The sequence below is a fragment of the Marinobacter alexandrii genome (assembly GCF_005871205.1).
Taxonomy (GTDB): Bacteria; Pseudomonadota; Gammaproteobacteria; order Pseudomonadales; family Oleiphilaceae; genus Marinobacter; species Marinobacter alexandrii.
In genome coordinates this window covers 965494-985162 of the sequence record NZ_SWKM01000011.1, presented here as the reverse complement: position 1 = coordinate 985162, position 19669 = coordinate 965494, and the positions used below count along the sequence as shown (strand labels likewise).

Annotated in this window: 19 protein-coding genes; 5 read left to right on the top strand and 14 right to left on the bottom strand. The window is 57.2% G+C overall.

The features are described from left to right. Positions 1-9: 9 nt before the first annotated feature. A complete protein-coding gene (gene putA / locus FCS96_RS04930) occupies positions 10-3639 on the bottom strand; it encodes a bifunctional proline dehydrogenase/L-glutamate gamma-semialdehyde dehydrogenase PutA (RefSeq protein WP_138439097.1) in 3630 nt (1209 codons plus the stop codon). A 395-nt stretch (positions 3640-4034) separates the two neighbouring features. Between putA and FCS96_RS04925 the strand changes: the two genes are divergently transcribed. After that, positions 4035-4487, top strand: a complete 453-nt coding sequence (locus tag FCS96_RS04925) for an Lrp/AsnC ligand binding domain-containing protein (protein ID WP_138439096.1) — start codon at positions 4035-4037, stop codon at positions 4485-4487. Here the strand turns inward: FCS96_RS04925 and FCS96_RS04920 are convergent. Together FCS96_RS04920 and FCS96_RS04915 are read right to left on the bottom strand one after the other, a co-directional pair. Continuing rightward, positions 4468-5244 (bottom strand): insulinase family protein, encoded by a 777-nt coding sequence (locus FCS96_RS04920; protein ID WP_138439095.1) that lies wholly within the window; start codon positions 5242-5244, stop codon positions 4468-4470. The two genes, FCS96_RS04925 and FCS96_RS04920, sit on opposite strands and share 20 nt — an antisense overlap. 108 nt (positions 5245-5352) lie before the next feature. Beyond that, on the bottom strand, positions 5353-5844 hold the full coding sequence (locus tag FCS96_RS04915; protein WP_138439094.1) for an acyl-CoA thioesterase: 492 nt from the start codon (positions 5842-5844) through the stop codon (positions 5353-5355). 203 nt (positions 5845-6047) lie between these two features. On the opposite strand from FCS96_RS04915, the gene FCS96_RS04910 reads away from it, so the two are divergent. Together FCS96_RS04910 and FCS96_RS04905 are read left to right on the top strand one after the other, a co-directional pair. Continuing rightward, a complete protein-coding gene (locus FCS96_RS04910; RefSeq protein WP_138439093.1) occupies positions 6048-6908 on the top strand; it encodes a PstS family phosphate ABC transporter substrate-binding protein in 861 nt (286 codons plus the stop codon). Then, the gene (locus FCS96_RS04905; protein WP_138439092.1) at positions 6908-8773 is read left to right on the top strand and encodes a putative bifunctional diguanylate cyclase/phosphodiesterase; all 1866 of its coding nucleotides are present in this window, start codon (positions 6908-6910) and stop codon (positions 8771-8773) included. Before FCS96_RS04910 ends, FCS96_RS04905 begins: the two co-directional genes overlap by 1 nt. Positions 8774-8859: 86 nt before the next feature. Here FCS96_RS04905 and FCS96_RS04900 read toward each other — a convergent pair whose 3' ends face one another. The 7 genes from FCS96_RS04900 to FCS96_RS04870 form a co-directional block, all read right to left on the bottom strand. Continuing rightward, complete coding sequence (locus tag FCS96_RS04900; RefSeq protein WP_138439091.1) at positions 8860-10173, bottom strand: short-chain fatty acid transporter; 1314 nt, start codon at positions 10171-10173, stop codon at positions 8860-8862. Between the two features lie 141 nt (positions 10174-10314). After that, a complete protein-coding gene (locus FCS96_RS04895) occupies positions 10315-10683 on the bottom strand; it encodes a thiol-disulfide oxidoreductase DCC family protein (protein WP_138439090.1) in 369 nt (122 codons plus the stop codon). A gap of 19 nt (positions 10684-10702) precedes the next feature. Next, on the bottom strand, positions 10703-11269 hold the full coding sequence (efpL, locus tag FCS96_RS04890; RefSeq protein ID WP_138439089.1) for an elongation factor P-like protein EfpL: 567 nt from the start codon (positions 11267-11269) through the stop codon (positions 10703-10705). A gap of 108 nt (positions 11270-11377) precedes the next feature. Next, positions 11378-12058 (bottom strand): hypothetical protein, encoded by a 681-nt coding sequence (locus FCS96_RS04885; protein WP_138439088.1) that lies wholly within the window; start codon positions 12056-12058, stop codon positions 11378-11380. Further along, on the bottom strand, positions 12055-12543 hold the full coding sequence (locus FCS96_RS04880) for a hypothetical protein (protein WP_212747039.1): 489 nt from the start codon (positions 12541-12543) through the stop codon (positions 12055-12057). The genes FCS96_RS04885 and FCS96_RS04880 overlap by 4 nt, the downstream gene beginning before the upstream one ends. Before the next feature lie 97 nt (positions 12544-12640). Beyond that, positions 12641-13675 (bottom strand): threonine aldolase family protein, encoded by a 1035-nt coding sequence (locus FCS96_RS04875; RefSeq protein WP_138439086.1) that lies wholly within the window; start codon positions 13673-13675, stop codon positions 12641-12643. Positions 13676-13748: 73 nt separating this feature from the next. After that, positions 13749-14651 carry a LysR family transcriptional regulator gene (locus FCS96_RS04870; protein ID WP_138439085.1) on the bottom strand — a complete coding sequence of 301 codons (903 nt, stop codon included), beginning with the start codon at positions 14649-14651 and terminating at the stop codon, positions 13749-13751. 99 nt (positions 14652-14750) lie between these two features. Between FCS96_RS04870 and FCS96_RS04865 the strand changes: the two genes are divergently transcribed. Further along, on the top strand, positions 14751-15251 hold the full coding sequence (locus tag FCS96_RS04865; protein WP_138439084.1) for a lactoylglutathione lyase family protein: 501 nt from the start codon (positions 14751-14753) through the stop codon (positions 15249-15251). Between the two features lie 132 nt (positions 15252-15383). Here FCS96_RS04865 and FCS96_RS04860 read toward each other — a convergent pair whose 3' ends face one another. The 3 genes from FCS96_RS04860 to FCS96_RS04850 all read right to left on the bottom strand — a co-directional run bounded on the left by FCS96_RS04860 (position 15384) and on the right by FCS96_RS04850 (position 17565). Beyond that, a complete protein-coding gene (locus FCS96_RS04860) occupies positions 15384-16031 on the bottom strand; it encodes a dimethylsulfonioproprionate lyase family protein (RefSeq protein ID WP_138439083.1) in 648 nt (215 codons plus the stop codon). 147 nt (positions 16032-16178) lie between these two features. Then, positions 16179-16613, bottom strand: a complete 435-nt coding sequence (locus FCS96_RS04855) for a GFA family protein (RefSeq protein WP_138439082.1) — start codon at positions 16611-16613, stop codon at positions 16179-16181. After that, positions 16600-17565 (bottom strand): carbon-nitrogen hydrolase family protein, encoded by a 966-nt coding sequence (locus FCS96_RS04850; RefSeq protein WP_138439081.1) that lies wholly within the window; start codon positions 17563-17565, stop codon positions 16600-16602. The genes FCS96_RS04855 and FCS96_RS04850 overlap by 14 nt, the downstream gene beginning before the upstream one ends. A 210-nt stretch (positions 17566-17775) precedes the next feature. Between FCS96_RS04850 and FCS96_RS04845 the strand changes: the two genes are divergently transcribed. Next, positions 17776-18666 (top strand): LysR family transcriptional regulator, encoded by an 891-nt coding sequence (locus tag FCS96_RS04845; RefSeq protein ID WP_138439080.1) that lies wholly within the window; start codon positions 17776-17778, stop codon positions 18664-18666. A 40-nt stretch (positions 18667-18706) separates the two neighbouring features. On the opposite strand, the gene FCS96_RS04840 is transcribed toward FCS96_RS04845, so the two are convergent. Next, positions 18707-19405: a crotonase/enoyl-CoA hydratase family protein gene (locus FCS96_RS04840; RefSeq protein ID WP_138439079.1), complete on the bottom strand. Its 699-nt coding sequence runs from the start codon at positions 19403-19405 to the stop codon at positions 18707-18709. Positions 19406-19669 lie beyond the last annotated feature (264 nt).

Below are 19669 nucleotides of genomic sequence, written 5' to 3'. Positions count from 1 at the left end.
GATCGGGCGTCACTCAGACGCCGCGATCAGGCTTGCGTTACCACCCGCTGCAGTAGTGTCCACACACAGGTGACGCTCTATCACGAACCGCTGATCCAGCATGTGCTCGGTGATCAGCGGCAGCAGCGCGCCATCGCGCTTGGCCAATGCCAGGCGATAGTCGCGCAGCAACTCCTGCTGGGCACAGCTGACCACGGCTTCAAAACCGCTGGCGATTGCCAGTGCTTCTGGCTCCAACTGGCCATCGATACCCACAATCGGCAAACCGGCCTTGGCCGCCTCGTTGACCTTGGCTTCAACGCCCGGCGCAACCACGACAACCTTGTTGCCCTGAGACAGCGCCACACCGGCCTGCTCCAGCGCAGTTGCCTGATCCGGCCCGAGACACAGCACCACGCCACGGGCATGATTGGTCAGACGGTTCAGTTCGCCCGTCGGCCCCGGCATCTCCTCGGCGTGGGCATCCAGCGGCGCCGGCACCTCACCGAAGATCGGCTTGAGCAGGGCCATGCGGTCGTTCGGCTTCTGGGTTTTCAATGAGTCCAGCTTGCCAATCAGGCTCTGCAGCTTCTTGGCATCCACCGACTTACCACCGGTTTGCGCCGGCACTTCCACGGTGTTGCCTTTCATAAAGCGGCGCACGTACTGCGGACCACCCGCCTTCGGGCCGGTACCCGACAGACCTTCACCACCAAACGGCTGGGAGCCGACAATGGCGCCGATCTGGTTCCGGTTCACATAGGTGTTACCAACCTTGATCCGGCTGGCGATCCGGTCTACCCGCCGATCAACCCGGCTGTGGATACCGAAAGTCAGGCCATAGCCCTTGGCGTTGACGCTGTCGACAACTTTGTCGATGTCCTTGGCTTCAAACGTCGCCACGTGCAGCACCGGGCCGAAGATTTCCTCTTCCATTTCCTCGATGCCCGACACCTTCAGTACCGCCGGAGAAACGAACAGGCCCTGCTCCGGAACCGGCAGCTTCTTCAGCAACTTGCCATTGCGCTGGAACTTGTCGCAGTGATCGACAATCTTCTTGCGGGCCGTTTCGTCAATGACCGGGCCGACATCGGTGGACAGCAACCAGGGGTTACCAATACCCAGCTCTTCCATGGCGCCGTAGAGCATCTCCAGCAGGTGATCGGCGATGTCCTTCTGCACATACAGCATGCGCAGGGCGGAACAACGCTGACCGGCGCTCTGGAACGAAGATGCCAGTACGTCCCGGACGACCTGCTCCGGCAACGCGGTGGAATCCACGATCATGGCGTTCATGCCGCCGGTTTCCGCTACCAGCGGAGCGTCCGGCGCCATGTTCTCGGTCATCACCTTGTTGATGCGTTGTGCGGTCGCGGTGGAACCAGTGAAGCAAACACCGGAAACCCGGGAATCAGACGTCAGTGCAGCACCCACCGTGGCACCGGTACCCGGCAGCAACTGGATGGCGTCTTTAGGAATACCGGCCTCGTACATCAGCTCCACAGCGCGGATTGCCAGCAAGGAGGTCTGCTCCGCCGGCTTCGCCAGCACGGTGTTACCGGCGGCGAGGTTGGCCAGGATCTGACCGGTGAAGATGGCCAGCGGGAAGTTCCACGGCGAGATGCAGCACATGACGCCACGGGCATCGCCGGCGTCTTTGTACCGGACGGCTTCGTTGGCGTAGAACTCAGCAAAGTCCACCGCTTCGCGGATCTCTGCGATCGCGTCCAGCAGTGACTTGCCCGCCTCGCGGGTGGTCAGTGCGAACAGCTCGTAGGCGTGTTCCTCGTACAACTCGCCCACCTTGCGTACGCAGGCGGCGCGCTCTTCCGCGGATTTGGCAGACCACGCCTTGAAGCCTTCCCGGGCGGCTGAGATAGCAGTATCGACATCGGCATCGGTCGCCTGGGTGACATGGCCCACCAGGTCTTCCGGATCGGCCGGGTTACGCACGACCTGAACCTCGGTGCCGGATACCTCACCGGCAATCAGCGGGCCGCCTTTCCAGCGGTGGCTGCGGAAGGCGTCGCGGCCGGCATCAATTTCCTGCACCGTAACCGGATCGGTAATGTCCCAGCCCTTGGAGTTGCGGCGCTGGTCCCCGAACAGCTTGAACGGGTGCACGATGGCCTTGCTGGAAATGTTATCGCCCATTTCACGGACCGCATCGATCGGGTCCTTGGCAATCTCCTCAGGAGTAATGTTCTTGTCTACGATCTGGTTCACGAATGAGCTGTTAGCACCGTTCTCCAGCAGACGGCGAACCAGATACGCCAGCAGATCCTTGTGCGGCCCGACTGGGGCATAAATGCGACACGGAACACCGCTCGCTTTTAGGACCTCGTCGTGCAGGGATTCACCCATGCCATGCAGACGCTGGAACTCGTAGTTGCTCACACCCTTGAGCTTGGCCAGCTCCAGGATCGAGGACACCGAGTGGGCGTTGTGGGTGGCGAACTGCGGGTATATCCGGTCCGTCATGTTGATCAGTTTGGTCGCGCAGGAAACGAACGACACGTCGCTGCACGCCTTGCGGGTGAAGACCGGGAAGCCGTCCAGACCCATCACCTGGGCACGCTTGATCTCGGCATCCCAGTAGGCGCCTTTAACCAGACGTACCATAAACCGGCGGTCGTACTTCTCGGCCAGCCCGTAGAGCCAGTCCAGGGCGAAGGAGGAGCGCTTGCCGTAGGCCTGCACCACCACACCAAAGCCATCCCAGCCGGCCAGCTCCGGGTCGGCGACCAGCTCTTCAATGACGTCCAGGGACAGGTCCAGGCGGTCCTGCTCCTCGGCATCGATGTTAAAACCCATGTTGGCAGCAGCGGCTTTCTTCACCAGGGTGCGGGCACGGGGCAGCAATTCGTTCATTACCCGCTCTTTATTGCCGTACTCGTAACGGGCCAGCAACGCAGACAACTTTACGGAAATGCCGGGATTCTTGCGCACATCGCCTTTGCACGCCTTGGCAATACTGTCGATGGCGTTGGAATAGGAGTCGAAATACCGCTTGGCATCATCGTCGGTGCGCGCGGCTTCACCCAGCATGTCGTAGGAATAGGTGTAGCCTTTGGCCATGTAGTCTTTGGCTTCGTCCTGGGCTTCGTCGATATCGCGCCCGAGCACGAACTGACGGCCCATTTCCTTCATGGCCTGGCCCGCCACGGTACGGATGACCGGCTCACCAAAACGCTTGAGCAGCCTACGCAGGGTATCGCCGATGCTGTTGCGCTCGGATTCCTTCAACAGGTTACTGGTCATCAGCAGGGCAATGGTGGCCGTGTTGATCAGTTGGGACGAGGCTTTGCCCAGGTGCGTGCCCCAGGCGCCGGAGGTAATCTTGTCCTCGATCAGGTCATTGATGGTCATGCTGTCCGGCACCCGCAACAGGGCCTCGGCCAAACACATCAGCGCCACGCCTTCTTTGGTGGTCAGACCATACTCGGCGAGGAATTTTTCCATGATGGTGGGCTTGGCGTTCTTGCGCACGCTGCGCACCAAGTCAGCGGCACGGGCCGAAATGGCTTCGCGCTCGCTCGGCGACAACTGGGCGCCCGCAATCATCTCATGGACGACTTTATGCTCGTCAGCAAGGTAGTAATCACGAATGGCCTGCCGGCTGTCGACCAGTGTCGGCGTCTCTGATTGCTGCGGTCTCATAGCTACACCCTCTTCATTAATTGTCTTGCCGGCATTCTACCGAGAACGACAAAGACTATTTCTCTTTAAAAACCAAACACACGAGGCTAAATGTCTTTTTTATGCGGGAATAATTTATGAATTTGCCTTAATAATTCGATGTTCTAGCCAACTTTCCTTCGCCTGGGCACTTCTGACCAGTACAGGGTAACGTCACGTTCGCAAAGGAGTGCGACTTGAGGCTGTTGCCGATGAACATTTCCAGTGCCTCACTAGGGCGTACGTCTTGAGGTCGTCTGAAGATCAATGTGCCTTTAAAACCAGACAGCCAAATTGGCTAAGAAGTTTCCACGAGCAGGTTTTTTGATTATATTCAGGCCGCAAACAGGCCATTTACGCACAAAGGTAAAGACCCTATGGTCGAATTGGATAGAATCGATCACTCCATAATTCGCGAACTGCAGAAGAACTCCCGGATAACGGTGACCGAACTGGCGTCCCGCGTCGGCCTGTCCAAAACACCCTGCCAGGTGCGCATGCGGCGGCTTGAAGAGCAGGGCTTCATCACCGGCTACACCGCGCTGGTGAACCAGACCAAACTCGGTCTGTCCCATATCGCTTTTGCCCAAGTCACCCTAGACGACACCAGCAGTAATGCCCTGGCCGCCTTTAACCATTCAGTTAAGCAGATTTCCGCGGTGGAGCAATGTCATATGATTGCCGGCAACTTCGATTACCTGTTGAAAGTGCGCACCCGGAACATGGCTGAGTACCGGCAGGTACTGGGCGAGCAGATCTCTGCCCTGCCCCATGTGCTGCAGACCAGTACCTTTGTGGTGATGGAAAACGTTAAGGACGCGGAGCTTTAACCTGGTTAAAGCGCAGCCCCAGTTCCTTGCGGTAAAGCGCGTTGCCAATGCCCAGCACGATGTTGTCGACGGAAAAATCAGCCGGGACCGCCGCCTGTGATGCCGGCAACGTTTCCAGCACGTGCACCAGACGCAGCAAGTCCAGCAACCGGACCACCAGGTCCAGCAACCCGAAATCTTCCGGTGCGCCAGCATGGGACTGTTCAACAAAGGCTTTTGCGGCTTCAACGATGCACGCCGAGTGGGCATCCAGGTGGGCGGTGGAGAGCCCCTTCACTGACTCTATGCGCTGCTCGCGCTCCAGCCGTATTGCCTCCATACACAGTTCACGGGACTGATCCGGCGAGCCGTCCTGTCGCAACACTCCCGCCAGATGCAGATCCACCGCTCCCTCCCTGCACTGGTCGCGGTACTCCTTCTCCACCGCCTGCCGGGCGTGGGGCAAAAACTTCTGGATGGCTTGCTCCCGGGCCTGGGCCAGCTCCTCCATGGAGGCGGAATTCACCATCTCGCTCATCACCTGCACACAGTAGATCAGATGCTGCCACAGCCCAGGCGCAATGTGCTCTGGGTCAGTCGGAAGCACCCGGTTTATGGAAACGAACTCGAAATAGAGGGTGGTGACTTCCCGCTCAGTAAAGCTGGACGTCCGGATAATATGGGGCAACCCCAGCTCCTCAATATCCCGGATAAGCCTCGGAATCAGCATGAGAATGTAGTGCTGGGCGCCTATCGGCAGGGGCTTGATCTGATCCAAACTGAAACCTGCTGGCTGCTCATAGCTACGACTTCATTTATCAGTGTAGTCCGCATTCCAGAAGCTGGAAATGTGCGTCTGCTTGCAGGCCGCCGGGCTTCGTCCGGATCAGCGGCTGGCCAGTTTCTCGCGGGTCTTCAGGCGCCCGTCGCGACGCACCTCGGCGTTCGCGAACCGGCGCGCCTGTTCATCCGTCTCTGGCACCACCTCGGGCACATCCACTGGCTTGTCGTTTTCATCCAGGGCCACGAAGGTAAAGAACGCTGACAGGATATGACGGGTATCGCCGGTGTAGCTGTTCTCCGCCTCCACCCGCGCACCAATCTCCATGGACGAGCCCCAGCTGCGGTTCAGTGACAGGCTGAACAGCAGGGTGTCGTTCCCTTTGGCAGGCGCCCGAAAATGGATGGAATCCACCGCGGCGGTCACGCACACACGGGCCGAATGCCTTTCGGCAACTACAAGAGCGAGACGATCACATTTGGCCATGATCATGCCCCCGAACACCGTGTTATGGGCATTCATATCGTTAGGAAAGACTTTATAGACGTGCTTTTCTATGGCGGAGGCCGAGACAGACTTTGCGGAACATTCTGACATCAAAGTTCTTCCAATTTCAGATGGCGGTTAAGGAACCATGTTCTATCATTATTTTTGCATGAGTGGGGTTATTAGAATGCCAAAAATCGTCATAGATGAAGCCTGATCACGCCAGTCTGCCCACTACACAAAATTACAACAAGACAACAATGTGGCCTTAGGGCAACGCCTACAATAAAAGTATGTAGCATTAGGGCACATATATGAAATGCAACGTCCGCCGCCTTGCTCCTGCTGGCCTTACAATCGTAATGTTACTGTCCTTCGCGTCTGGCTTGAATGCTTCAAGTACTGAACGAGCACCGCCAGCCGCCAAAGGCAGCCTGTACGTGGGCGGTACGGGCGCAGCGACTGGCATTCTCAAAATCTTGGTAAAGGCATACGAGCGTCATCACCCTCTTGTTAAAACGGTAGTTTACCCGAGCCTCGGCAGCGGAGGAGGAGTCAAAGCGCTGGTAGCAGACAAACTGACTGTCAGTTTCAGCTCACGGGAACTGAAAGAGGAGGAGCTCCAGCGAGGCCTTATTGCGACACGGCTCTTTCGAACGCCTCTCGTGATAGCAACGCACCCGGCAATAGAAATCAGCGCAATCACCTCCGACCAAGTCGCCAACATCTTATCTGGAGAAATGACCCACTGGGGAAACGGCGCCTTGGCGCGCCCAGTTCTAAGACCACTTAAAGACGCAGACACTCAAATTCTCATGGATATGAGTGACAATCTCCGCCAAGCAATGCTGACTGCCCACAAGCGCACCGGAAAGAATGTCGCTGCAACCGATTCTGACGCCGCCGACGACCTCGCGTCCATTAAAGGAGCTATTGGCGTCACCTCTTTGATACTTCTACGAGCAGAAAATCGACGTATCAATATCTTGAGGCTGGATGGTGTAGCGCCAACCCTAAAAAATCTAAACTCCGGCAAATACCCGATCGGCAAGACGATCTACGCAATAGAAAAACCAACGAACTCCGCCCTCGCAAACAGCTTCCTAACCTACCTTCAGACTGACGAAGCGAGGGCCATAATTGTTAAGTATGGCGGCATCGTCGGAGACTATTAATGAGCACAAATCGTTCCTCCAGTTCACAAATCGAACGATACCTCAGTATTGCCCCAGTCATCATTGCGCTTGTGATTGGGTTGGGAATCCCTGCCAGTTATCTCGCCATGAAATACGAGCATGAACGCGCCGCCATCCAAGCAATGAGCCGAATTCATGGGTCAATGGTCATAGACGCCATCAACAAAAACCCCGACATGTGGAAATTTGAGGAGCACACGCTCAATGCGCTGGTAGAAAACCGTGTCGCAGAAAGTGAAGCTGCAGAGCAATTGCCCCGAAACCAGAATCGATTCAGCATTGTCACTCTCGATGGCGAGGTACTGGCCGAGAATACTGACCAACCACCCCCTGCCCCCCTCATCAAACACGACACACCTCTATTTGATGCAACCCAACATGTAGGCTTCTTTCGCGTGGAGGATTCAATGCGTGAGGTGTTGATCGACACCACCTTTCTTGCAGCGATATGCGGATTGCTCGGCCTTTACGTTGCACTTTCACTGCGAACCCTGCCGCTGAAGGCCTTGCGCACCTCCTATGCCAAGCTGTTTCATTTGGCTCATCACGACTCCTTGACGGGTCTACCCAATCGCAAATTCCTGCAAGATAAACTGGAGTCGGCGATCAGTATCTCGTTATCGTATCCACCATCGGTCCTGTTGCTGTTTATCGATCTGGACAACTTCAAGGATGTGAACGACTCGCTAGGCCACGCCTCGGGTGACAAGCTTCTGAGAACGCTGGGTCGCCGAATACTGTCTTCCATTCGCGCCTCGGACACGCTCTCTCGCCTCGGGGGCGACGAATTCATCATTCTGATTGAAGATTACCCGGACGATACCGAGTCCATAGAGGCTCTGGTCAATAAAATTCGCTCGGCAATAGCTCAACCCGTTGCCTTATCCGGGAAAATGGTCAAGGTCACGAGCAGCGTCGGTGTTGCCAGATACCCGGAGGATGGGACAACGGTGGTAGACCTGTTAAGAGCAGCGGATCTCGCTATGTACGATGCCAAAAGCAATGGCAGAGATGCTTTCAGCTTTTATTCCAAGGAGCTTAGCGAACTCGTTCATCAGCGCCTGGAAATGAACGAAGGTATTGCCCGGGCATTGACGGACGGAGAGTTCCGACTGGCCTATCAGACTCAGGTAGACCAAAAAACAAAAAAAACGATTGGCGTGGAAGCATTGATACGGTGGGAACACCCTGAACAGGGAAACATTCCTCCAAGTAGATTCATCCCCCGGGCCGAAGAATCAGGAGCGATTATTGACGTCGGAGGCTGGGTTCTCAACGAAGCCTGTAGACAGAATCGACGGTGGCAACTTGAGGGACATCCGCCGATCACCGTATCGGTAAACGTTTCTGCCAAGCAGTTCAGTCACGAGCAGTTTCTCGAGTCCGTTGAGCAGGCTCTGGTAGCGTCGGATCTGGACCCTCAGTATCTCGAACTGGAAATTACCGAAAGCCTTCTCATGGCCGATGCCACCAAAGCGTTTTCGGTCATGAAAGACCTAAAAAAATTGGGTATAAAGTTCGCAATCGACGACTTTGGCACCGGCTATTCCAGCTTTAGTTACCTGAAGAAATTTCCGGTGTCCACGCTCAAGATCGACAAATCATTCATCGACGGCATCTGTTCTAACCAGGACGATGAATCGATAACCCGCGTCATCATCGCGCTGGGGCACCAGTTAAATATGCGAGTCGTGGCGGAAGGCGTAGAAACGGCCGAACAATTAGCATTTCTTAATGAGAGCCATTGTGACGTTGCCCAAGGCTATTATTTTTGCCGGCCGGTTTCACCGGAGAGAATCTTCGAGGCTAACTCTTTAATGGTGAGCGAAAACGAACAAGACTGACACCCTGTCAGCCCTGGTTCCCGAAGCCTATCCATTGACAGCGGGTCCGGCCCATGCAGAGCCGGACTCCTCAATAGAGCGGAAGCTCAGGGCAAAAACATCAGCCCGAAGCCCAGCACCACGCCGGTAACCAACAACACGATCAGGCAGTAGCCCATGACATCCTTGGCAGACAGGCCTGCAATCGCCAGCGCCGGCAGCGCCCAGAACGGCTGGATCATATTGGTCCAGGCGTCACCCCAGGCCACCGCCATGGCCGTGCGGGCCGGCTCGACACCCAGCGCGGCGCCGGCTTCCAGCATAATCGGTGCCTGCACCGCCCACTGGCCACCACCAGACGGCACGAAGATATTGACGATTCCGGCACTCAGGAAGGTGAACAGCGGGAAGGTGGTCGGGTTGGCAACACTGGCAAACCAGTTGGACAGACTGCTGGCCAGCCCGGAATCCACCATCATCGCCATGATGCCGGCGTAGAACGGAAACTGGATGATAATACCGGTAGAGCCTTTAACCGCCTCGGTGGCACTGGCAATGAAGCGGGACGGCCGACCGTGCAGGATGATGCCCAGGATCAGGAACATGAAATTAACGATGTTCAGGTTCAGTGAACCACTGCGCGCCAGGAAATAATAACCAGCAAAAATAACCCCCATCACCCCAATGGCCTGAGCCAGGATGAGGCTGTTTTCCAGCTTCTCGGCCGGGCGGTCGTTCTTCAGTGGTGGCAGCGGAGCTTCGTCACCCAGCTTGATGGCGTCAACGTGCTTGCCATCTTTCCCCATCATCAGCCTGTTCACCACTGGTATGACAATGAACATGGCGAGCACCAGCAGCAGGTTAAACGGGGCAAAAATGGTCTCACTGGTGGGGATCACGCCAATCATATCGGCGGTAAAGTGGCCTTCGGTGGCAATCACCAGCGGCACCGAGCCGGCCAGGCCGCCATGCCAGACCATGAAGCCACTGTAAGCGCTGGCAATCAGCAACGGGTAGTTCACGCTGGGCACTTCCCGCGCCACCTGGCGGGCGAACAGCGCCCCGATCACCAGGCCAAAGCCCCAGTTGATCCAGGCTGCCGCCAACGACACCAGCGTAACCAGGATAACCGCCTGGCCAGGCGATTTGGCCAGCCGCGCCAAGGCCTTGAGGATCGTGCGGAAAAACGGGGTGCTGGCCAGCACGAAGCCGGTGACCAGGACCAGGACCATTTGCATGGCGAAGGTCAGCAGGTTCCAGAAGCCATCGCCCCAGTACTGCACCATCTGCAGCGGCGATTGGCCTTCAAAGGCGATAGCGGCCACGAACACCACCGTCGAAAGCAGCAGGACCAGTACGTAGGGATCGGGCAGATAACGCTCGACCAGTTTCACTGAGCCGTTGGTCAGTCTCTGCAACATAGAATGTCCTCGCGGTATTGTTATTGGTGTTAACGCAAAAACGCCAACCGATCCCAACCCCGAATCTCGGAGCGGATGAGCTGGCGTTCTCTAATTTTCACTTTAACAATAGTACCTTAAGCACCTGATGGGGATTAGATCTTAGTCGGCATCGGCATCAAGCCGCCGAGCGACCCAGGCGTGGTATAGCCGGGCGAGGGCCGGCCGGATCAACGGCAGGCCGATCAACCAGGCCACGGGTTTCAGCACAGGCACGCGGGCCATCAACAGGATGTAGGCGTCCATTTCGCGATGGATTCGACCCTGAGTGTCTTTCACGTGCAACTCTCTCAGGGCCCGATGGGGATCAACACCTTCACTGCGCAGTTCGTCATCACGGCCGGTAATGTCCAGCCATTCCACCGATTCGCCTGTTTTGCCCGCCAGCTTTTCGTACCAGCGCCGGTCCTTGATACAGGTCGGGCAGGCGCCGTCGTAAAAAACCACCAGTTTGGTATTCGAATCGGTCATTCAGCCTCCTCGAACAAGTTCAGGCACGGCTCAGGAACTTGCGCTCCTCGACATTCACCTTGATCCGGTCGCCGGTGGAAATGTGCTCGGGCACCTGCACCACCAGCCCGGTCGACAGGGTAGCCGGTTTGGTGCGCGCGGTCGCGGAACCGCCTTTGATGGAAGGATCGGTCTCGCTGATGTCCAGCTCCACCGTCGGCGGCAGCGCCAGGGATACCGGCGCGTCGCTGACCAGGATCACCATCAGGCCCTGGGTGTCTTCGCTGATGAACAGAAGCTCATCGGCAATGGCCTCACGGTTCAGGCTGTACTGGGTGAAGTCTTCACTATCCATGAATACCACCTCTTCACCGTCGGCGTAGGAGAAGGTGGCCGGCCGGCGGGTGAGATCCGCCAGATTCAGCATGTCCGAATCCTTGAAGGTCTCGTCAATCTTGCTGCCGGTTACCACGTCGTACATGCGCATGCGATACAGGCTACCGCCAGCCCGCCCCTGAGGCACCGAGCGCTCAATGTCTTTCACGAAATACACCCGGCCATCGTAATCCACTGCAGAATTCTTTTTGATTTCACTTGCTCTTGGCATTGCTAGGTTCCCAGACATGAATAAGACATCGCTGCTTGGCGCTATGCGATGGTTACCCACGCATATATACCATCACACCCACCAACATCTCCACTGGAGTTTCCCGGTTTACACCGGCCAATCAGCGACGCTGTTTCCGAAAATCATTAGAAAAATGGGGATTGGGGAAATCGCCACGGCTACCAGCATCAGGTAGTGCGGCGCCGAAAATAATCGACTCATGCCCGCCATCAGTGCCAATCCACCGCCGCCACCCATGATCATGTTGCCAGGCATATTAATCGCCAGCATGAGCGCAAGATGCCGATGCCTAAGCAACCATGGCACCCACCGTTTCGGGGACTTTGCGGTCAGGCACTCCATTCGCTGCCGTCCATTGAGACCCTGAAAGCTCTCCAAGAACGCCGCGGCCCGCACAAGCCGCAACTCCCGAAGGAATCTGATGAGTGTCGCCTCCGGGATCAATCGCCCAATCGCGAAAGCCAGACACAAGGCTAGCAGGGTGCAGCAATAAACCAGAGGCACGATTTTCGGCCCGAGAATCATCATCACCGCCAGACCAATTTCCACTCCGGGCACAAAAGGGATCGCCATCAACAGTATGTAAGCAATCATTGCAGTCATGATCACCCGGTGCAGCATGGGCTCTGTCCCGGGCCGTATCGACAGGTCCAGTCCCTCAACAACGCCTCTGGTAAGGAGGTTTCCCAATAGAATGATGGCGAACAAGATGCCGAGTTTGATCAGCCCCGCTACTAGCCCACGACTCGGCATGGCCAGACGAGTCACTGCGCCTCCGCATTAACCAGGTGGCCTTTGAACCAGAACTGCTTTTCAAATGTCCAGTACCAGCGCTTGTTTATCCAGAGGAACGTCCCTTCAATTTCATCGCCCCGGATCGTCGCCTTCCAACGCATGACGGCATCGGAGAGGGTACAAGGCACTTCCGCAAACATCTGAACCGCATCGTCGTGCGCCCGCACCCAGTAATCGGCTTTCACGTAGCCACAGTATCGCTCGCACTCCCTCGACACGAACTGGCCATCTTCAAATACCAGGAGGTCCTCGATGTCAGCAGGCTGGCCTTCTTGGCCAAGGTTGCTAAGGAATGCCTTACCATCAAGGACGGTGAGACCGGGACTGCCCTCACCCGCAACATTGCCGGCAAAACCCAGCGCAGCTACCAGCATAAAAGGGACAGAGAAGAGTACACGCCGAAGTCGGCGCAGATGGAAAAAGGAAGAAAACCGGCAGGAGTCGGGAGCAGGTTCCATTGATACAGACTCCGGGCAAAACACCTGATTAAAGTTTAGCCAAAACACCCGGAAATTAAAGCCGGTGGGCCACCGAGTTGGTGCCCACCGGCTGCTGTCAGGCGGCCACCAGGCTCCGCACATCAGCTACGAACTGATCCACGCGCTCGGTTGTGGTCGCCCAGGAGCACATCAGCCGGGCCGAGCCGCCGATGAAATTGTAGAAGCGCCAGCCTTTGGCCCGCAGCGCCGCCTGCACCGGTTCCGGCATTTCCACGAACACGCCGTTCACCTGCCGCGGATAGCGAAGGGCAACACCGGGCAGACCTTCCAGCCCACTGGCCAGCCGTGCAGCGCAGGCATTGGCGTGCCGGGCATTGTGCAACCAGACATCGTTATCCAGCAATCCACACCAGGGCGCCGAGATGTAGCGCATCTTGGACGCCAGCTGACCCGCCTGCTTGCAGCGCCACTCGAAATCCTCGGCCAACTGCCGGTTAAAAAACACCACGGCCTCCCCCAGGGCCAGGCCATTCTTGGTGCCAGAAAAACACAGCACATCCACGCCCGCTTTCCACGTGATCTCCGACGGGTGCACATCCAGCGCAGCCACAGCGTTGGCAAACCGGGCACCATCCATGTGGATGCTCAGGTTGTACTTGTCCGCCGTGGCCCTGATCGCGCGTAATTCTTCGGGGGTGTAGAGGGTGCCCACTTCCGTGGCCTGGGTCAGACTCAGCGCCTTCGGCTTTGGGTAATGGATATCGGTGCGCTTGGTAACCAGGTGCTCGATGCTCTCAGGCGTGAGCTTGCCATCCGGCCCCTGCCCCAGCAGCAACTTTGCGCCGTTGGATGCGTATTCCGGCCCGCCACATTCGTCGGTCTCGATGTGCGCCAACTCGTGGCAGATGACACTGTGAAAGGATTGCCCAATAGAGGCCAGGGCCAGGGAGTTGGCCGCGGTGCCGTTGAACACAAAAAAGACATCGCAGTCGGTATCGAACAGGCCACGGATCCCATCCGCCGCCCGCTGAGTCCAACTGTCCTCGCCGTAGGCGGCCTCGTCCATGCGGTTTGCCGCGGCCATCGCCTCCCAGGCTTCCGGACATACACCGCTGTAGTTGTCACTGGCAAACTGCTCGTACTGGGACACGCTGGACCTCCGAATTCCGTGATAAAGAACTAATTATTGACTGAAAACTGCAGACCTTCTGAATCTTCCCAAACTACACCATTTCGGGCGAATCGCCAGCACTCAGACCGAGCCCTTCGCGCATGGCATCGATAACGGTGCTGACTCGGTTGGGCAGAGGCTGGTTGCGACGAAAGCTCAGAAACAAGGTTTCACTGGCGGGTGTTGCCAATCGGTGGGTCTTCACTTTCTCTGGCTGCTGGAACGCCTCAATGGCGTAGGCCGGCAACACGGTAAACCCCAAGCCCCGGCTGACCGGCTCGAGAATCAAACTGATCTGGTTGGAAAAACCGGCCGGCGGGAACTGGTTGCTGTGATGGAACTCGCTGTAGTTAGCCCCCAGCAGCAAGCCCGCATGGTGAGCCCCGTCCGGATGATCGATAAATCCGAGCGCCATTAATTGGTCCCAGCTGGGTTCCTCCATCCCCTCCGGTGTCACCAGCAACAAAGCCTCTTCGCCTACCGGTTTAAAGCCAACCTCATCCCGGGATGCGGGCTTGGTCATGATGCCCACATCCACCCGGTATTCGGCGATGGCCCGCTCGACATCGGAATTGGGCGCAAACCGGTAATCGATGATCAGGCCCGGATGACGCTGTTGCAACGTCAGCAGGTGCGGGTACAGCTTCAGCCCAACACTGCCCGGCGACATGATCCTCACCAGGCCCTCAAAAGCGGGATCCGCACCTACCCGTCGCTCAAGATCGGAGAGTGACTCGACTATCACATTGGCCTCGCGGTACAGCCGCTCACCGGCATCTGTCAGGGTGAACTGCTTGCCCTGACGGACCAGCAAAGAAAGCTCAAGCTGCTCTTCCAACTTTCGCACATGCTGACTGACACCCGATTGCGTCATGTGCAGGCGCTCTGCGGTGCGCGTGAAATTGCCAACCTCCACCAGAGTGCAGAAGCTACGTAGCCAGACGGGATTTATCATTACGATTCATACTCGAAAACATTAAAAATGATAATTTTACGTGATAAACCAGGGTTTGTAATCTACTCGCACAGTCACAGAGGCAAGAGGTAACAGCAAATGAGCAACGTTTACCCAAGAAACTTTTCACACATTGGCATTTCCGTACCCGACCTGGAAGCAGCGGTGAAGTTCTACACCGAAGTCATGGGTTGGTACCTGATCATGAAGCCGACCGACATCGAAGAAGACGACAGTGCCATCGGCGAAATGTGCACCGACGTGTTTGGTCCGGGCTGGGGCAACTTCCGCATTGCCCACCTGTCCACCGGCGACCGGATCGGCGTTGAGCTGTTCCAGTTCAAGGGCCAGGAAAACCCGGAAAACAACTTCGAGTATTGGAAGACCGGTGTATTCCACTTCTGCGTTCAGGATCCGGACGTTGAAGGGCTGGCAGAGCGTATCGTCGCTGCCGGTGGTAAGAAGCGCATGGAAAAGCCGCGCTACTACTACCCGGGTGAGAAGCCGTACCGCATGATCTACATGGAAGATCCGTTCGGCAACATCCTCGAGATCTACAGCCACAGCTACGAGCTGATCTACAGCGAAGGCGCTTACTGAGGCCAGCTGTTCGGACCTGGCCAGGTAGTATGACCGCCAGGGCGATTATGTGTTCGGCGCCAACGCTAACTCGGGAAATCCCCGGATTCCAGCTATTGGGGCGGAATCCGGCTCTCTCCACGACATCTGGCTCTACTTCTTGATCGAGAAATCCATCTTCTGGTGGGCCAGCTTGTCTTCATCACCGGTCCAGGCGTAAGCCAGCAATGTTGGCTCGAAATCACCGGTGGTCATTCGATGGGCGCGTTTTGGTGGATTAAACAACAACGATCCCGGCGTGAACACGCTGTAGTTGCTGTCTGACACGGATCCACTCAGGCAGATATAGGATTCGCTGATACCGTCGTGGCTGTGCTCAGGATAGGTGCATCGGGGTGCAAAAAGGACAAGGCCGAGAATAAGCTTCTTGCTAATCACGGGACCATTTGGCCCCATCAGCTCCGCGTAGGCGTATTTGCGCGCCAGGCCCTTTCGCATGCGTTCATAGCCATAGCGCCAGGTCAGTTGATCGATAACCCGGGCAAGCGAGCGCACCAGCGGTGCTGTGCGTTCATTGAGCCCCTGATCCATGGCCCTTCCCAACCAGGCACACACCGGCAGACTATTGGGCTGATCAAACGCAACTTCAGGATTGATTTCCAGCTCCGCATTCAGGCGATTGCGGACGTCTTTCAGGTGCGAACGAATAACGCTGTTACCGCCGGCCGATCCGAAACGGTAAACGTTCCAGTACTCCCGAAAGACATATTGCCAGTCGACGTGATCGGAAAGTCTGCTCATCGTTGCGTTCCTCTGGTGGCTGTGGCTCAAGGATGACCCATCTAGAGGATGCGAAAAACCCGTGAATCCCGAAAGAGTGCCGGCCTCAGATACCTGAAGCCGGCAACATTTTCGTTCGGAAAGTGAGCAGTTTAATGGCCCACCGGTTTACTCCGGCAAAGTTATTCCACTTCCTCCGACCTCATCAGGGGCATCCCGGAATTTCGGCACGCCGTCGTAGATGTGCAGAGCCGTCTCCTGGTAGTGCACGTGCACGCCGGGCTCATGGACCAGATCCGGGAGCAGCGCCGCATAGATGTCGGTCAGGCCCATGCCCGGATGCTCGGTCATGATGTGGCCGCCACACTGCTTGCACCACTTGCGGTAGCTCTGGTCAGTTTTGTTGTAACTGCCGATCTGATCGGCGCCCCGGGTAATTTCAATGGCCGAAGGCTTCCACAACGTGAAGGCATTGACCGGGCTTGCGGACCAGTGGCGGCAGGATTCGCAGTGGCAGTAGCCCATGGCCTCGGGGTCCCCGCCGACGGTGAACTGCACCGCACCACAGAAGCAACTGCCCTGGTAGGCTTTATCGGTGTTCATGATGCACCTCTCGTCCGGGGTGAAATTCCACGGGTGTTTGCGCATTGGTATTCACCTGAAGCGTGAAGATATCCGGGCGCGCATAGTGCCCGACAATATCCAGGCTGCGCTTCGCGGCGCTGACTTGCTCCAGATCGATGTTGGCCATAATCAGGCCGGATTCATGACGCAGCGGGCCGGCGACAATATCGCCTGATGGGTTGATGACCAGGGAGTCTCCCGGATTGATCCACTCATCTGCGTCGGGGTAAAGCCGTTCCCGTTCCGGAAAGTCGTCCGGAAGGTCGCTAACTCTGAGCAGATTGCCCGAGCCCAACACCCAGCAACCACCCTCGCGGGCGATGTGCTGGAGCGAGCGAATCCACTTCTCGCCGCTGTCATAGGTGGGCGCAATATAGATCTCGATACCCTGGGCAAACAAAGCACAGCGCGCCAGGGGCATAAAGTTCTCCCAGCAAACCAGCGTACCAACGCGGCCCACCGGCGTATCCACCACCCGAAGGCTTGAGCCATCCCCGAAGCCCCAGACCATGCGCTCCGGATTGGTGGGCATGAGTTTTCGATGACGGTTCAGCAATTGGCCATCCGGGCCAATGGTGATCACGGTGTTATAGAGTGTGGCGCGGCTGGTGCCCTGGTCCCGCTCCTCCAGCCCACAGACGACGGATACGTGGTGCTCCCGAGCGGCATCGAACAAGGGCCGCAACTGCTCGGAATCAATCTGCACGGCATTGGCCAACAGCCGGGCGTGCAACTGCTCGGACAACCCCCAGTCGCCTCCGGGCTTTAACCTCCAGATCCAGGTGGGATAACCAGGGATGAAGGCCTCAGAGAAAACCACCAGTTCGGCGCCCTGCTCTGCTGCTTTTTTTACACATGAAACGGCTTTCTCAATAGTTTTGTCCCGATCAAGAAAGACCGGTGGTTCCTGAACAATCGCGATGGTAGCCATGGCATGTCTCCTTGCCTGTCTGGCGCGTCGGGGCCCGAAAGCCCCGGCAAATTCAGCCCAGGCATCGTCTTGCTCCAGCGCGGTCAGCCCGCTGAGCATCTGGTGCAGAGCAGTATTTGCTTGTCTCAAGCCTGCGCCGGGTCTACTGTTGACTCAATTCGCAAAAAACCGACGCCGGATGTGCAGAAATGCACAGAAAGGGAGTTCGTGATGCACTGGGATGACTTACGGGTGTTCCTTGCCGTGGCCAGAGAAGGCTCTATCAGCGGTGGGGCGAGACGTTTGAATGTTCAGCATTCAACGGTTTCCCGACGTCTCCTGCAGCTGGAAAAGGACTTGGGGACGCGGTTGCTTGAACGCAAACCGTCAGGGTACGAACTGACAGAAGCGGGCGAGGAGCTGAAGCGCTCAGCGTCACGAATGGAATTGGAGTTTCTCGATTGCGAGGGCGCCCTGGGCAGGCAGGACAGCCAGCTGTGTGGCGACCTGCATGTCACGGCCATCAACAACATGGCGTCGAGTATCCTGATGCCGATGTTTGCCCGCTTCAGTGCAGCGCACCCCGGCATCAAATTACACATTGAAGTATCCAACAAGTACGTCAGCCTGGCAGACCGACAGGCCGATATCGCCATCCGTCTGACCAACACGCCTCTGGACACGCTGATCGGCGCCCGGCTGACCACGGTCGCCTCGACCGTCTATGGCAGCCGTACTTACCTCAAAGAGCTCAGAGCTTCTGGCCAACCACCCCGGTGGCTCGGGGTCGATTGCTGCGATTTTCACCACAACTGGACACAACAAGCCTGTCCGGATCACGATCATCAGTTTTTCGTGGACGACACCTTGCTCACCGTAGCGGCCCTGGAACAGGGGCTGGGACTGGCCTACCTGCCGTGCTTCATGGGGGACAGCAATGCCGGACTAGAGCGCTACTGCGTTCCGGACCCGAGCTTCGATCTTGGCCTATGGCTGCTCTACCACCCGGATTTGCGCCGTACTCGGCGCATTCAGACCTTTCGGGAACACATGTTGGCGGAGGTGGCTGGCCAGGCGGCCTTGTTCGAGGGCAACCAACCTTCTCCTGGCCCCGCCCATTGAACGGGCCGTGCATATCTCTCTCCGCCCCCTCAGAGTCAGATTAGCCCGCCAGCCCAAGGTGCTCAGAATCCTGCTCGATGCAGCGATCCATCAGCGCCAGGTACTCAGCCTTGGCTTTGCGCTTGGTTTCCTTGTGCGCACGCATGTTCAGCTTTTTGAACTGTTGTGCCAGCTCATTGGCGCGACTACTGAGTTCAGACGGAGCCACAACCTCATCCAGGAAACCTGCGTCCACCGCGCCCTGGGGCCCGTATATTTCCGCGTTCACCACAGAACGTTGGAAGTGAGCTGGCGTCAGGCGGTGCCGGGCAATTTCAATGCCTGCACGGTGCATGGTCATGCCAATGGCCACTTCATTGAGGCCCAGCTTGAAATCACCCTCAACGCCGATGCGATGATCCACTGACAACAGAATGAACGCGCCCTTGGCAATGGCGTGGCCGCTGCAGGCGCCGATCACCGGAAACGGGAAAGCCGACAACCGACGAGTCAGCTTGGAACCCACCGTCACCAGCGCTGACGCCTCATTGCCGCCCTTCTGCATTTCCTTCAGGTCGTACCCGCCGGAGAAAATGCCCGGCTGACCGGTCAGGATAACCACGGCTTCATCCGATTCCGCCCGGTCCAGGGCTGCGTTCAGCGCTTCAAACACCTCATGGCTCAGCGCATTGGCCTTGCCATTGGCGATGGTAATGGTCGCAACGCCGTCATTCAGTTGGTAATCCACAAGATCCGTCACCGGCCTTTCCTCTTACTGTTATTGTTCGATAGGTGTGGTGAACTGTGCCAGTTTCCGGGGCGCGAGGCCACTCCCTGAGGTGGACATGGCACCATATGGTGGCCGGGGATTGTCACCATTTATTGGCCGCTCGGGTCGCAAAGCGAACATTCATGATGAGCGATCAACACCTTCTCATGGAGAAATGCAGACTCTTTTTCTGGGTATCCACTGCACCGGGGAAGTCCAATCATAGGCCAGGAGTATCTAGTGAGCCGGGGTAAG